This is a genomic window from Hymenobacter sp. BT18 (assembly GCF_012273015.1).
In the GTDB taxonomy this organism is placed as follows: Bacteria; Bacteroidota; Bacteroidia; order Cytophagales; family Hymenobacteraceae; genus Hymenobacter; species Hymenobacter lutimineralis.
The window spans coordinates 1,330,877-1,345,217 of the sequence record NZ_CP050954.1; the positions used below are offsets into that span (position 1 = coordinate 1,330,877).

The window sequence follows — 14,341 nt, forward strand, 5'->3', positions numbered from 1 at the left end:
ACCAAATAAATGGAAAATACTTCAGCTCCTCAGGATTCCTCTTCTCCCACCCTGGAAACGACCATCCCCTCAACTCCAGGTGCCGCCGATACCTTCGCCCCCCGCACCGACCTCAGCCAGCTGAGTAGGTACGCCGAGGCGATTCGCAGGGAGCTGGCGAAGGTGATTGTGGGCCAGCAGGCCCTGGCCGAACTACTGCTGACAGCTATTCTGGCAGACGGCCACGTCCTACTGGAAGGGGTACCAGGGGTGGCCAAAACCCTAACCGCCAAGCTGCTGGCCCGTACGCTGGCTGTACCTTTCAGCCGCCTCCAGTTCACGCCCGACCTAATGCCCTCCGATGTGCTGGGCACGGCCATTTTCCGGCCTGCGCAAGGCGACTTCGAATTCCGCCCGGGGCCTATTTTTGCCAGCGTAGTGCTTATCGACGAAATCAACCGCGCACCGGCCAAAACGCAGTCGGCGCTGTTTGAGGTGATGGAGGAGCGCCAGGTAACGCAGGATGGCACCCGCTACCCGGTGCCCGCGCCCTTTGTGGTGCTGGCTACGCAAAACCCCGTGGAGCAGGAAGGCACCTACCGCCTGCCCGAGGCCCAGCTCGACCGTTTCTTGTTTAAGCTCACGGTTGGCTACCCTACCGTGGAAGAAGAAGTAGCCATTCTGCAGGGCCACCACGCCGGCTTTGGCGGTACTCCCCTGCAGGCGGTTCAGGCCGTCATCACGGCGGAAGATTTGCGCCTGCTGCGGGAGCAGGTTCGTCGGCAGCACGTGGAGCCCAAGCTGCTGGAGTATATTGCCCGCCTCGTGGGCCAGACGCGCGCCCACAAAGGGCTGTACTTGGGTGCTTCGCCGCGCGCTTCCCTGGCTTTGCTGAACGGGGCCAAGGCCCTGGCCGCCCTGCGTGGCCGCGACTTCGTGACCCCAGAAGATGTGCAGTACCTGGCGCCCATGGTGCTGCGGCACCGCATTCAGCTCACGCCCGAGCGGGAAATGGAAGGGCAAACCGCCGATGACATTGTAAAGCAGATTCTGCAGCAGATCGAGGTACCTCGGTAAGTGTAAGCCGTCTTCTTGGCTTGGAATGCCCCTTCCCTACCTCCCACTCTGCTCATTGTTCCGGTGAAGTCTCTGTTTTTAACCCGCCGCTTCTTTCTGGCGGTGGCGGCCCTGATTATAGGATTGGTGGTGGCCTTTTTCCTGCCGGGCTGGTTGGTGCCGGTGCAGCTGGCCCTGGGGTTGCTGGCGGGCCTTGCCCTGCTGGACCTGGCCCTGCTTTACGCGCCCACCCGCACTGGTGCGGGCCAGGTGGAGGCGCGTCGGGTTTTGGGCAGCAAGCTGGCCAATGGCTCCGACAACGACATTCGCATCTACGTTGAAAACTACTACCGCTTTCCACTGAGTGCGGAAATCATCGACGAAATTCCGCATCAGTTTCAGCGGCGCGACGTGCTGTTTCGGGCTACGGTGAAAGGTGGCGAAACCCAGATAATTCATTATCAGCTGCGGCCATTAAAGCGCGGTGAGTACGAGTTTGGAGCCTTAAATGTGTTTGCAGCATCCCCACTTGGGCTAGTGCGGCGGCGGTTTCGGTTCGAGGCCGGCCGTATAGTGCCCGTCTATCCCTCCTTCCTGCAGATGCGGCAGTATGAGCTGCTGGCCATTCATAACCGACTTACGGAAGTGGGCGTGAAGCGCATCCGGCGGGTGGGCCAAAGCATGGAGTTTGAGCAAATCCGGCCGTACGTAGCCGGCGACGACCCGCGCAACATCAACTGGAAGGCCACGGCCCGCCGCACCACCACGCCCCAGGCCGCCGACGCCCTAGTGGTCAATCATTACCAGGATGAGCGCGCCCAGCAGGTGTTTTGTCTGATTGACAAGGGCCGGGTGATGCGCATGCCGTTCGAGGGGTTGAGCTTGCTGGATTATGCCATCAATGCCACCTTGGTCGTCAGCAACATTGCCCTGCTCAAGCACGATAAGGCCGGCCTGATTACGTTTTCGCACCAGCCGGGCGCGATGGTGCCGGCCGACCGGCGGGCTGGTACCCTCAGCCGGATTCTGGAAGTACTCTACCGTCAGAAAACAAAGTACCTGGAAACCGACTACGAGCGGCTGTACATCAGCGTCAAAAACAACGTCCGCCAGCGCAGCCTGCTTATTCTGTTTACCAATTTCGAAACGCTGAATGGCATGCAGCGGCAGCTTCCTTACCTGCGCCGCATGGCCAAAGACCATTTGCTCCTGGTCGTCTTCTTCGAGAACACGGAGCTGCGGGCTTTCCTCGACGCGCCCACCGCCTCCACCCAGGACGTGTACAACCAAACCATTGCGGAGAAATTCGCCCAGGAGAAGCGCCAGATTGTGCGCGAGCTGAACCGCTACGGTATCCATGCCCTGCTCACCGCCCCCCAGAACCTGACGGTGAACACCATCAATAAATACCTGGAGTTTAAGTCCCGGGGCTTGATTTAGCCGTCAGCTTCGGGGCAAGCTCGGTTCGGGTTCCAACGTACGTCCAGCTGCTGGATTTCACGCGTTCTGGCATTGTTATCGTAAGCACAGGGTTTGCAGGCTGACAAGTGGCGGCCTTGCGAAGGATTCGCGGTTTATCTTGCCGCTCCACCCACTGCTTCGTTGTGTATGATTCTGCGGTTTCCTTTTCTGCTCCTGTTGCTTGCGCTGCCGGCCCTGAGTGCCCGGGCGCAATCGGTAGCTCCCACGGCCACGCGCAACCTGTTGCCTGTTCCCACGGAAGTGCGCTGGGGCAAAAGCAGCCTGCCCTGGAAAGCCACCCTGCGGCCCCAGATGGAAGGCCCCGTTGATAGTATGGTGGCCGCGGCGGTGCTGCGCACCCTTAACCGCCTGCACCGCAACGGCGCTGCCGCCCCTCCCAATACGGCCTTGCCCCTGCAGATTCGCTACGGCCGCACCGGCCACGCCGAGGCCTTCGATGAAGAACGGTATAGCCTACGCGTGACGCCGATGGGGGTGACAATTGATGCTCCTACCACCCTCGGCGTGCTACGCGCCCTGGCCACGCTAGAGCAACTACCGGAGCCCCAGGGCCGCCACTCAGTTTTACCCGAGGTGGATATTACGGACCAGCCGCGCTTTCCGTGGCGGGGTTTGCTGATGGACGCGGCCCGGCACTTCATGCCGGTGGCCGTTATCAAGCGCAACCTGGACGCCATGGCTGCCGTGAAGCTGAATGTATTCCACTGGCACTTAGCCGACGATCAGGGTTTCCGCGTCGAGAGCAGCAAGCTGCCGAACCTGCATACTATTGGCGGGAGCGGCCAGTTTTACACCCAGGCGCAAGTGCGGGACGTGGTCCGCTACGCCCAGGCCCGGGGCATCAGGGTAATACCCGAGTTTGATGTACCGGGCCACGCTACTGCTTGGCTGGCGGCGTATCCGCAGCTGGCCTCCAACGACTCTATTTATGGGGTTTCGCCGCGCTGGGGCGTGCTGAACATTGCCATGGACCCTACCAAGGAGACTACGTACGCCCTGCTCGACACCCTGTTCGGAGAAATGACACCCCTCTTCCCCGACCCATACTTTCATATTGGCGGCGACGAGAACGACGGCCGGCAGTGGCGCCGCAACCCTACCATTGTGCAGTTCATGCGCGACCACAGCATGCTCAACGCCAAAGGCCAGCCCGACAAACACCAGCTGCAGACGTACTTCAACCGCCGGGTACTGAGCATGGTGCAGCGCTACGGGAAGAAGATGGTGGGCTGGGACGAAATTCTGGGTCCCGGCTTGCCCACCGATGCCGTCATTCAAAGCTGGCGGGGCAAGAAAGGCTTATACGATGCGGCCAAAGCCGGTCACCAGGCCCTGCTTTCCAATGGGTACTACATTGACTTGTATCTGACCGCAGCCAGCCACTACCTCCCCGACCCACTGCCCGCCGATGCTCCCCTGACCGAAGATGAGAAAAAGCGCATCCTCGGCGGCGAAGCCACCATGTGGGCCGAGTTTGCCGACAGCGTTATCGTCGATTCGCGCATCTGGCCCCGGGCCGCCGCCGTAGCGGAGCGACTGTGGTCGGCGCAGCGGGTGGCTGACGTGGCGGATATGTACCGTCGGCTACCGGCCGTTTCCCGGCAGCTGGAAACCCTGGGGCTGATGCACCGGCGGGCGCCCGAGCAGCTACTGCTGCAGCTGGCCGGCGGCCCCACCCAAATTGCACCCCTGCGCACCTTTGCGGAAGTGCTGGAGCCCGTGAAGGAGTACAAGCGGCACTTTCAGGGATTCAAGTACACCACGCAGACGCCCCTGAACCGCCTGGTAGATGCAGCGCCGGCAGAATCGGAAGTGGCGCGGCTGTTTTCCACACGGGTCGACAGTTTACTGGCCCTGCTGAAATCTGCCCGGGGCCAACTCCCCCGCACGCCTGCTGCGCGGCAGCTTGTCCAGCAGCTAAGCACCCAGCTGCGAACCTGGCAGCTGAATGACGTCCAGGTGCAGCCCATCTTGGCAGCAAACCCAACCCTGCGCGAATACACCGTGCTTTCCAGCCAGCTTAGCGCGGCTTCCACGCTGGGTCTGGCGCGTTTGGTTCAGCTGGAAAAAGGCGTAGCTCCCAGTCCCGAATGGTATGCTATAGCGGCCAAACAGCTAGAAGCGGCCAAGGCGCCAGCCGGGCAAGCCGAGCTGGCCGTGGTGCCGGCTTTGCGTCGGCTGGTGGGGGACCGGTAGGAACCTACTTCGCTTACTTCCTAGCGGCCCACCCGGCAGCGGCGTACAGCAGCACCGGGTGGGCTTAATTTTTGGATCGGCCCCTTGCATAGGCACTGCCAGACCAGCTCAGCTACAGAGTCGGGCGTTTAGTTTTTGGTGAGTAATGAATACCCTTTTCTACTACTAGCTACGCACCGGCAAGCACTGGCCTTTGGAATCTGGACTATATCTGGTAGTCATCAGATTCAGATCCTTACAAACAGTTGTTTACCTGCTGCTTATGTAACCTGTAGTGATTATTTAATAGCTCAATAAATGGAATTCATATAATCAACTTTCTATTTATTATAATTTTTTATAGTTTTTATCTACTATTCATGCAACTTGCCAGATGGGTATAGGCTCTTGTTTTAGCGCTTTCTCCCTTCCCGCGTTCTACTTCCCCGGCTTCACTACTGGCCGGGCCCACGCTCACTAGGCTAGTTCCCTGACAAAGGGTTTTCCAGCCTTTGCTCTGCTCTTTTCGCCCTATTGCACACCTCTCTGTCATGTTCATCTGCCCTTTCCCCACAACCACTGTTCACCCCCCTATCCCCCATGAAAAAAACCCGGATTGGCATTATTGAGGAACAAGCAGTAAGACAACCCAGCCTACAGTCACTGGTCCAGCATTCCGATAACATGGAAGTTATCTGCTCGGCCTCATCCGGAACCGACCTCCTTTCTCAGCTACAAACGGCCTCTCTCGCCAACCTCAGCTACTTTCACGCCCAGGAAAGCCCACTACCCCACCTCATCCTGTTTGGCCTGGACCGCCCCTGCCCCAACGAGCTGCAAGCCATTCGCACCATCCGGATTCTGTATCCCCAGATTCGCATAATCAGCATTGCCGTGCACATATCGGTGCAGCATACTATGGCTCTGCTGGCCGCCGGCGCGGGGGGATGCCTTCTGCGTGACGACTCGCCCCAGGAGCTACTGCACGTACTGCGCACAGCCGACAGCTATACGGGCATCTACGTCAGCCAGCGTATCTCGCAGCTGTTGTTGCAGGCAACTACCACGAACCCGATAACACACGGCCAAGCGGTTTCGACGGAGGAACAGCATCAGGTTCAGCAATTGAGTAGCCGGGAGCAACAGATTTTACACCTCGTTGCTGAAGGCAAAACAATGAAGCAAATAGCTGACGAATTATTTATCAGCCCAGCTACGGTGAATAACCACAAAGCTAATATTAGCGGCAAGCTTAACCTTTCCGGCAGAAATCAATTATTCAAGTTTGCTACTACTGTTCAGCATTTGCTCAAGAATTATAATTAACCATTCATATTATCTACTTCATATAAACAAATAACTATCGAAATTTCCGTACATTTTCAGCAATTCAAATCAATACGCACTGGCAGATTAGCCTTTATGCATACTACACATTAGTGTTTTTCAATCGAATAGTACAGGTTTCGGCTGCATATTCCCTATTAAGCATTTCAGTGGTTTTCACAACCTTTAGCAAAGGTAGTACTGCACTAGCTGTATCAGTGAAAATCAGTTAGACAACGAGAGCAGCACACAGCCCCAGCCCAAGGGATGGTGCCTAAGTCTGGGCGGCAACCAGCAGATAGTGGCTTAGTCGATGAGAAGGCGTGTTCAGTTGGCCTGAACACGCCTTCATTGTTTCTGGCTTCACTACTATGCTTCCCACAGGGCAACAGAGAGTCGTGTTTCGCCCCAAACGCACCTACTGCATCTAACTAAGTATAAATAGTATAAATCTACTATGCGTATTGAATACATCCTACCAACAACTGTGCCTCCGTACCATCTATTATTGTATTATAGGTAAACACCTAACCTACTATAATTATTACAGCAATACGCAAAATTTATTATTTATCAACAATGTTAATCATTAAAACAATTTAATATATAATACAAATTCAATGATAAACATACTGATGAAAAAATACACTATTTTTTAACATGAATAAAATTATATTAAAAATCTATTTTGAAAATCAAGTCTTCTTTTTAATTCCTAGACCTTCTGCATGGAAACACATACATTTTTTATTCATACTTCTGCCATCATCACAGGTGAAGATTCAACTGGTGTTGCTCTAGACTGTATACTGATGAATTGCTCCTCAGTTACTCCCAAATTGAAAATAGCATTTCCGATTTGGGCACCGAAGCGGCGCAAGTAAATTAATTATACGCTCCATACCATGGGTTTTCTACCATGGTATGGAAATAGTAGTAGGCAGCCCGCTCTGCTTAAGTAGTTGCTACGTGTGGCAGCCTCTCTCTTATTGACAGGAAGGGCCTTTTGCGGTCTTGTAAAACTGAAGCCTGACTTTCTTACTTGTTTATGTTGCATCCTACCAGCATCGTACCGGATACGATGGAAGCCTACCTGCCCCAGGTGTCGGTTCGTAGCCAGCTCATTTACAGCATTATTTTAACGTCCCTGCTGGTGCTGCTCTGTGCTTTGCCTATTGTGCACGTGGACGTATCGGTACAAAGCGCCGGAATTATTCGACCTGTAGGTGAGCGAAATGAAATCCGCCCCTTGGTAGCGGGCATTGTGGAGAAAATACGGGTACGCGAAAACCAGTCGGTGCAGGCCGGCGACACGCTGTTACAGCTCAAAACTGATGTCGTGGATACGCAGCTTCGCTCCCTGCGGCAGCAGATGGCCGAAAAAGATGCTTTTATTGCCGACATCAGCAAGCTAGTGCGGCTGCGCGAGACTACCGTCCTTCAGGCGCCGGCGCTTAGTTCGGCCCTATACGCCCAGCAGTATGCCCAGTTCCGCTTTCAGCAGCAGGACCGCTTGGCGCAGCGGCGCAAGCTGCAGAGCGAGCTGAACGTGAGCCGCACGCTGTACGCGGGGCGGGTTATCTCCCGCATCGAAAACCAGGACAAGGAATATGCTCTGCAGAAACTCCTAAACGAATCGAGGCTGCAGGTGGAGAACCAGCTAAGCCAGTGGCAGGCCGATCTGAACATGCACCGCGTGGCCCTAGCCGAGCTGCAAACCAAGGAAAAACAGGCGCTGCAGGAACGGCGGCTCTACACCCTGCTTGCGCCCGTACCCGGCGCCGTGCAGCAGCTAGCCGGCAAATATCCCGGCAGCTACGTGCAGGTCGGGGAGGCTCTGGGGCAAATCTCCCCCAACTCAGCGCTGATAGCGGAGTGCTACGTCACGCCCAAAGACATAGGCCAGCTGCGGCCCGGTATGAAGGCCCGCTTCCAGATTGACGCTTTCGACTACAACCAATGGGGCATGCTGGAAGGCAAAATTCTAGAGGTAGCGAAAGACTTTACCATGCTCAACGACCAGCCGGTGTTCAAAGTCACCTGCCAGCTTAACCAGGGGCACCTTTCCCTGCCCAATGGCTATCAGGGCCGCCTAAAAAAAGGCATGACGCTGCGGGGACGGTTTATGCTGGCCAAGCGCAGTCTGTGGCAGCTGCTCTACGATAAAGCGGATGACTGGATGAACCCTACCCAGTTCAACCGCTAGTTTCTCAGCCTGATCTTTCCGCCGTATTCATGAAAAAATCGACCCTCATCCGGCAGCGCGACATCACCGATTGCGGGGCCGCTTGCCTGGCTTCCGTAGCGGCGCACTATCACTTGCTGCTGCCAGTGGCGCGCATCCGCCAGTATGCCTCCACTGATCAAAAAGGCACCAACGTGCTGGGTATGATCAACGCGGCCGAAAAAATCGGCTTCCAGGCCAAAGGCGTAAAGGGCGGGCCCGACAGCTTGGAGAAAATCCCGAAGCCGGCCATTGCCCACGTGGTGGTGCAGGAGAAGCTGCACCACTACGTGGTCATCTACGCGGTGAGCCGCACCCACGTGACGGTGATGGACCCGGCCGACGGGCGGATGCACAAGCATACCCTGGAGGAGTTCACCAAGGAATGGAGCGGCGTACTTATGCTGCTACTGCCCGACACGTCCTTCAGGGCCGCCAACGAAAAAACGTCCTCCCTAAAGCGGTTCTGGCAGCTCATTCAGCCGCACCGGAGCGTGATGCTGCAAGCCCTGGTGGGCGCCGCTCTCTACACCATCCTGGGGCTTAGCATGTCCATCTATGTACAGAAAATAGTGGACAATGTGCTGGTAGAAGGCAACCACAACCTGCTAAACGTGATGAGCGTGGCCATGGTGGCCATCCTGCTGCTGCAATTGGTGGTAGGCACGGTTAAAAGCTTCTTCGTCCTGAAAACGGGGCAGCAGCTGGATGCTGGTCTGATTATGGGCTACTATAATCACCTGCTGCGCCTGCCCCAGACGTTCTTCGACACCATGCGCGTGGGGGAAATTATTTCGCGGGTAAACGACGCGGTGAAGATCCGGGCCTTTGTCAACGATGCAGCTATCAATGTGCTGGTAAACCTGTTCATCGTGGCCTTCTCTTTTGCCCTCATGTTCACTTATTACTGGAAGCTGGCGCTCATCATCATGACGATTATTCCACTCTACGCGGTGATTTATCTGATCATGAACCGCCTGAACCGCCGCTACCAGCGCCAGCTGATGGAAAGCGGCGCGGAACTGCAGTCGCAAATGGTGGAGTCGTTGGGGGCGATGAGCACGATCAAAGGCTTCGGCATGGAGGAGTTTGCCAGCGTGCGTACCGAAACACGCTTTGTGCAGCTCCTTCGCCTGGTTTACACCTCCGGCCGGCAGAGCATACTTGGAGGAGCCGCCTCGGAGTTCGTGTCGCAGGTTTTTAAGGTCATTCTGCTGTGGGTGGGCGCGTATTTTGTACTTGGCAACCAACTTACGCCCGGAGAGCTGCTGTCCTTTTACGCGTTAATTGGCTACTTCACGGGCCCGGCTACCAGCCTGATTGGCGCCAACAAAACGGTGCAGGATGCCCTGATTGCGGCCGACCGCCTGTTTGAAGTAATTGACTTAGAGCGCGAGTCACTGGAACACAAGACGGCGCTGACCAAAGAACTGGTGGGAGATATCCGGTTTTCCAACGTGGCTTTTAGCTACGGGACCCGCACAACGGTGTTTGAAAACCTGTCGCTGAGCATTCGCAAGGGTACCATCACGGGCATCGTAGGCGAAAGCGGCTCGGGCAAAACCACGCTGCTGGCGCTGCTGCAAGGCATCTACCCACTCAAGAGCGGTAGCATCGGCATCGGCGACCTGAACCTGCAGCACGTACACCCCGACAGCCTGCGCCGGGTGGTGAGCGTGGTGCCCCAGCAGGTGGATCTGTTCACGGGCAATATCATCGAAAACATAGCCGTGGGCGACTACTCCCCCGATATGGGCCGCCTCATCCGGATTTGCCAGCAGCTGGGTATGCTGGAGTTTATTGAGAAGCTGCCGGCCGGCTTTGGCACTCAGCTCGGGGAGCACGGCACCGGCCTCTCGGGCGGGCAGAAGCAACGTCTGGCTATTGCCCGCGCCCTCTACCGCGACCCGGAAATCCTAATTCTGGATGAAGCTACTTCGGCCCTGGATGGCAACTCTGAGCATTACGTGCAGCAGACTATTCAGCATCTGCGGGCGGCGGGCAAAACCGTAATTATCATCGCTCACCGGCTCAGCACCGTGATGGGTGCGGATAAGATTGTGGTATTGGCCGCCGGTAAACTGGTGGAAGAAGGCACCCACGCTGAGTTGATGCTGGCTGAGGGCCACTACCACCGGATGTGGCATCAGCTCCTGCCGCCCAGCCTGTACGCGGTGGCTCCCTCAGTTTCTTCTTCCCCAAGTCTCAACTAATTGGGCTGGAGCCTTCCGGACAGGTTGCTGCAGATACCAACTCCGAGCTCCTGGTACAACCAGCCAGGCATGGGCTCCCCCGTGCACCGGCTATGCTCCTAGTTACCCTGCTAGCGCATAGCCGGTGTTTTTTTCTGCACTACCCTGTGCAGGCGCCCCAGCTTGCCTAAAACAACACGGCTACCTGCATGCGGCCCGTGTGTACGGGACTCAAGCCGTTAGGCTTGCGCCCATCGTAGCTCAGCGTCAGGTTCAGGCCATTGCTGAGGCGCTGTTCCGCGTTTACATTCCAAGTGAGGTTGTTGCCGGGGCGCAAGGCATTCAGGATTTCCAGCCCTACCACGGAAGACAAATCCCCATCGAAGCCGACGCGCACCAGACGCGTAGCCGCCGTTACGGTGCGTTTCCCTACCTGGCTGACGCGGGTTTCCACCCCCAGCTCGTCGAATACGCCGCGGGCACCCTCATCGGGGCCGGCGAGGGTATTCTGCTTGCTGGTGTGCAGATAAACGCCCGTGAAGCGCAGCGTGTTGCTGGGCTGGTAGCTGATTTCGGGCGCAGCTTCGTACAGCAAAAGCCGAAAGTTACGGGGCGAGAGGTAGGTTGACTCGTTTTCGCGGATGGTGCGCGTGACCGTGAAGCGCCCCGTGAACGACTGGGCCAGGGTGCGCCGAACCAGCACGCTCTGGCTGGCCAGGTTGCGGATATCGGTACCCTGGGTGAGGAGCACTTTTTGCTGAGTTTGCTGCACGGTAACCTCGCCCCCAAAAATAGGATTGGACCGGTTGAAGTACAGCGTATTACGCAGCAGCTTATTCAGACTTAGCAGAAACAAGTCCTCGGTTTGAAAAGCGAAGGGGTTGAGGCGGGAACTGAGGCTCTTATCAGTAGTGCGCCGGTCGAGGCTGACGGTGGTGAGGGTGGAAAAGCGGGCGGCTACGCTGCGCCAGCCGGCTTGCTCCCGCCAACGGGCCGGGGCACTGGCCGTGAGGCGGTAGCTGAAGCGGTTGGAAAAAGCCAGAATGTAGTCATCGGTGGGCAGGAACACCTTGATGTGGGTGCGGAATTGTGCATCGGGAGTCTGGGCCTCAAAGAACTCTTCTTTGTCTTCGCGGCCGTTTTTGGGCTCGGCGTCGCCGCCGTAGTAGTGCGTACCCTGGCCGTTGGGTACGGGCAGAAAAGAATAATCCCGCTTCAGCTCCCGGTCCGAAGCCACGCTGTAGCTCAACTCCGAGCGCAGGGTATTCTGCAGCAGGGCCGCATTCCAGTCTATCTTGCCCAGCACGGTTTGTTGGCGGGCGCTGTCGCGGGCCGCCAGGTCGCGGTAGGTAGCCAGCACCGTGAGGTCCTGGGTTTTGCCCAGTCGGCTGCTGAAAGTCCCCTGCCAGGTTTGGGCCCGACCCCGGGTTTGCAGGCTGGTTAATTCACGGTTGGGGGTTTGGTCGCGCCGGTAGCTGTAGTCGAGCCGAAACTTGGTTTGAGCCGAGTCGCGACTTTGCAGAAACACGTTGTGCTCGTCGTAGTAGTTAGCCGAGGAAAGGGAGTCGCCGGAGGGCAGGGCCACCCGGTTCTTGTCGAAACGGTAGGCGTAGCCCGGGATAATGCGCCCCTGCGTGTAGCGGGCGGTGGCTTCGCCCCGGGCCCAGGTAGAGCGGCGCCGGCCGGCCTCCGAGTTCAGCAGAAACAGGGCCCCGCGTACTTCTACCTGCCCAAGCTGGCGGGCCCCTTCCAGCCAGTGCTGCACGCCGCTTACCTCCCCGGCCCGGAAACGGCGGCTTACCCGGTAGCTCAGCAGGTTGTTGGCATCCTTTAGGGCGCCCAGGGAAAAGTTGAAGATGTTGTCCTCGCGCGGAGTGCGCCGCGTGCCGTTGCCCAGCACGGTGCTGGTCGTGCTCCAGTTGCGGTCGAACTCAATATCCCGGTACCGGTCGATGGGGGCAAACAGGCGGCTGGTGTACTCGTAGTCGAGGGTGCTGCGCAGCTTGTAGCCTTGCAGAACAGGCAGCCGCAGGGGTTTATCTACCACCGCGTAGCCCACCCGAAACGCCCTGCCCTGGTCGCTCTGGGGCGAAAACCGATTCAAATCCAATTGGGAGGTAGCCACATCCACGAATACCGTGCTGGTCGAATCAAGCCGGTAGCTGGCGCTGCCCGCCAGCATCTGCTTCTGCAGGGGCGTGGGCAGAAGCCGGATGGGCTGGTAGCTGCCCTGGGGAATGCCGTTTACCGGGGCCACGTATTGAAACACGCGCCCGTTGGCATTCACGGCCGTGGGGCTCAGGATATAGTCACCTTGATTAGGGCCGATGTTGGTGAAGCGCACTGTGTAGACGCCGCGCGTGGAATCGGGCGGGTAGGTAAACACCGGCACCGGCTGGCCATTGGCGTCGATGATGACGTTGCGGTTGTACTGCACCTGCCGCCGGTCGTAGACGGCTGAGTCGGCACCGGGCGTGGTTGCCTGGCTGACGTTGTCGCCGGTGTTGCGCAGCAGCTCGCGCTGGGCCGGCGTCAGCTCCAGGTTGGGCGAGTTGTCGGGGTTGTCGGCCTCGCGGTAGTAGTTGGCGTGCACGCTCAGGCGGCTGGCCTGCTGGTAGTGGCTTACGTGGGTGAGGGAGCGGGCGTAGTTGAAGTCGGAATACTCGAAGTCGATACGGATGCGGGTATTGCGGGTAATCAGGTGCTGGGGCGAGAACGTGACTTCGGCTTGGTTGTAGTCGATGATGTAGTCGTTGTCAAAGCCCCGCGTCATCAGGCGCCCGTCCAGGTACACCCGTTCCGAGTTGGCCAGCACGATGATGAACTGCTCCCCATTGGGCCCGCGCAGGCGGTAAGGCCCCTGCACGTTCTCGATGGGCGTGATTTCGATGGAGGCAAACTTGCCCTTGGCTACCCCCGCCGCTACGGTGGTGGTAGCAAAGCGCCCTTTCCCCAGCACCGTGGTGGCCGTGGCACTGGTAGCTGGCGCGGCCTGGGCCGGAATGGTGCTGTTGCCCGAGTTGGTGAGGCCCACTCCTGCCCGCGCGGATGGGCGCCCAAAATTGGCTTCGATGGCGGCGCCCTGGATGTTCTTGTAGAAGCGCAGAAAGTAGTCGGGCTTGTTGCGAAGCACCACGTCGCCGGCCGTCAGGTTCCAGCGCGGGTGCGTTAGGGTCACGAAGATTCGGTCAAACTCCTGGAGCTGCTGGGTGTTGCCCTCCGGCTGAAACGGCACGCTTTGGTCGCTGATGGCCGCTGTGAGCTGAATTTGGTCGGTAAGCTGGCCTTCGAGCTGCAGGTTCAGGGCCGAGTTCACGAACACGTTCTGGGCGTTGCCGAAGGAAATTCCGCGCGCGAGGTTGCCCGTTTTGTTGATGCCGGGGGTAGCCAGGATTTGCTCTTTCACCGCAAAGTCTTCGTAGCCGAATGGCTTGCGCGGAAAGTTCACGCTGTCCATCAAACTAAGCGGCCGCCGGAAAACCGGCCCGGCCAGCCGCAGCGGCAGCACGCGGTAGCACACCAGGATGGAATCTTCGCCTCCGCCCGGCAGCTGAATATCCGGCTGGCCGGGCTCAAAGGCGGGCATACGCGTAGCCGCCCGCACGTAGCGGTAGCGGTTCGTGCGCGGGTCATAGGCCACCGCGCGGCCGTTTTCCGCCCCCACCGACGAAGGCACTACCGTGAGCGTGTCGCTGAGCTCAAAGAAGGTGGTATCGCGCGTGGCCGCCAGCCGCACCCACCGGCAGCGGCGCGACGAAGCCGGGCCGGCCTCCGCTGGCCGCTGCTGGGCCTGAGCCCCCGAAATAGCCACCCATCCGCACGCCAGCAGCAAACACAGGCGCAGGAATAGAGGCGAAATACGGCGGGTCATCCGGTAAAAATACAGGCCAATAGAAGTCTTTGCTGC

The 14,341-nt window shown here is 58.1% G+C and carries 7 protein-coding genes; 6 read left to right on the forward strand and 1 reads right to left on the reverse strand.

What is annotated here, in order from left to right:
* The first annotated feature begins 9 nt into the window (after positions 1-9).
* The 6 genes from HER32_RS05505 to HER32_RS05530 all read left to right on the forward strand — a co-directional run bounded on the left by HER32_RS05505 (position 10) and on the right by HER32_RS05530 (position 10,455).
* A complete protein-coding gene (locus HER32_RS05505; RefSeq protein WP_232066396.1) occupies positions 10-1,056 on the forward strand; it encodes an AAA family ATPase in 1,047 nt (348 codons plus the stop codon).
* Between the two features lie 54 nt (positions 1,057-1,110).
* Complete coding sequence (locus HER32_RS05510; protein WP_168683223.1) at positions 1,111-2,475, forward strand: DUF58 domain-containing protein; 1,365 nt, start codon at positions 1,111-1,113, stop codon at positions 2,473-2,475.
* A gap of 168 nt (positions 2,476-2,643) precedes the next feature.
* The gene (locus HER32_RS05515) at positions 2,644-4,713 is read left to right on the forward strand and encodes a beta-N-acetylhexosaminidase (RefSeq protein ID WP_168681102.1); all 2,070 of its coding nucleotides are present in this window, start codon (positions 2,644-2,646) and stop codon (positions 4,711-4,713) included.
* A 579-nt stretch (positions 4,714-5,292) separates the two neighbouring features.
* Complete coding sequence (locus tag HER32_RS05520) at positions 5,293-6,018, forward strand: response regulator transcription factor (RefSeq protein WP_168681104.1); 726 nt, start codon at positions 5,293-5,295, stop codon at positions 6,016-6,018.
* Positions 6,019-7,066: 1,048 nt separating this feature from the next.
* Positions 7,067-8,224: an HlyD family secretion protein gene (locus HER32_RS05525; protein WP_168681106.1), complete on the forward strand. Its 1,158-nt coding sequence runs from the start codon at positions 7,067-7,069 to the stop codon at positions 8,222-8,224.
* A 29-nt stretch (positions 8,225-8,253) separates the two neighbouring features.
* Positions 8,254-10,455 carry a peptidase domain-containing ABC transporter gene (locus HER32_RS05530; RefSeq protein ID WP_168681108.1) on the forward strand — a complete coding sequence of 734 codons (2,202 nt, stop codon included), beginning with the start codon at positions 8,254-8,256 and terminating at the stop codon, positions 10,453-10,455.
* Positions 10,456-10,621: 166 nt separating this feature from the next.
* Here HER32_RS05530 and HER32_RS05535 read toward each other — a convergent pair whose 3' ends face one another.
* Positions 10,622-14,305, reverse strand: a complete 3,684-nt coding sequence (locus HER32_RS05535; protein WP_168681110.1) for a hypothetical protein — start codon at positions 14,303-14,305, stop codon at positions 10,622-10,624.
* Between the last annotated feature and the right edge of the window lie 36 nt (positions 14,306-14,341).

Bases quoted from the DNA above. Each gene is read 5' to 3' on its own strand.
- HER32_RS05505 (WP_232066396.1), top strand. From the start codon at position 10: ATGGAAAATACTTCAGCTCCTCAGGATTCCTCTTCTCCCACCCTGGAA.
- HER32_RS05535 (WP_168681110.1), bottom strand. From the start codon at position 14,305: ATGACCCGCCGTATTTCGCCTCTATTCCTGCGCCTGTGTTTGCTGCTG.
- HER32_RS05515 (WP_168681102.1), top strand. From the start codon at position 2,644: ATGATTCTGCGGTTTCCTTTTCTGCTCCTGTTGCTTGCGCTGCCGGCC.
- HER32_RS05525 (WP_168681106.1), top strand. From the start codon at position 7,067: ATGTTGCATCCTACCAGCATCGTACCGGATACGATGGAAGCCTACCTG.
- HER32_RS05520 (WP_168681104.1), top strand. From the start codon at position 5,293: ATGAAAAAAACCCGGATTGGCATTATTGAGGAACAAGCAGTAAGACAA.
- HER32_RS05530 (WP_168681108.1), top strand. From the start codon at position 8,254: ATGAAAAAATCGACCCTCATCCGGCAGCGCGACATCACCGATTGCGGG.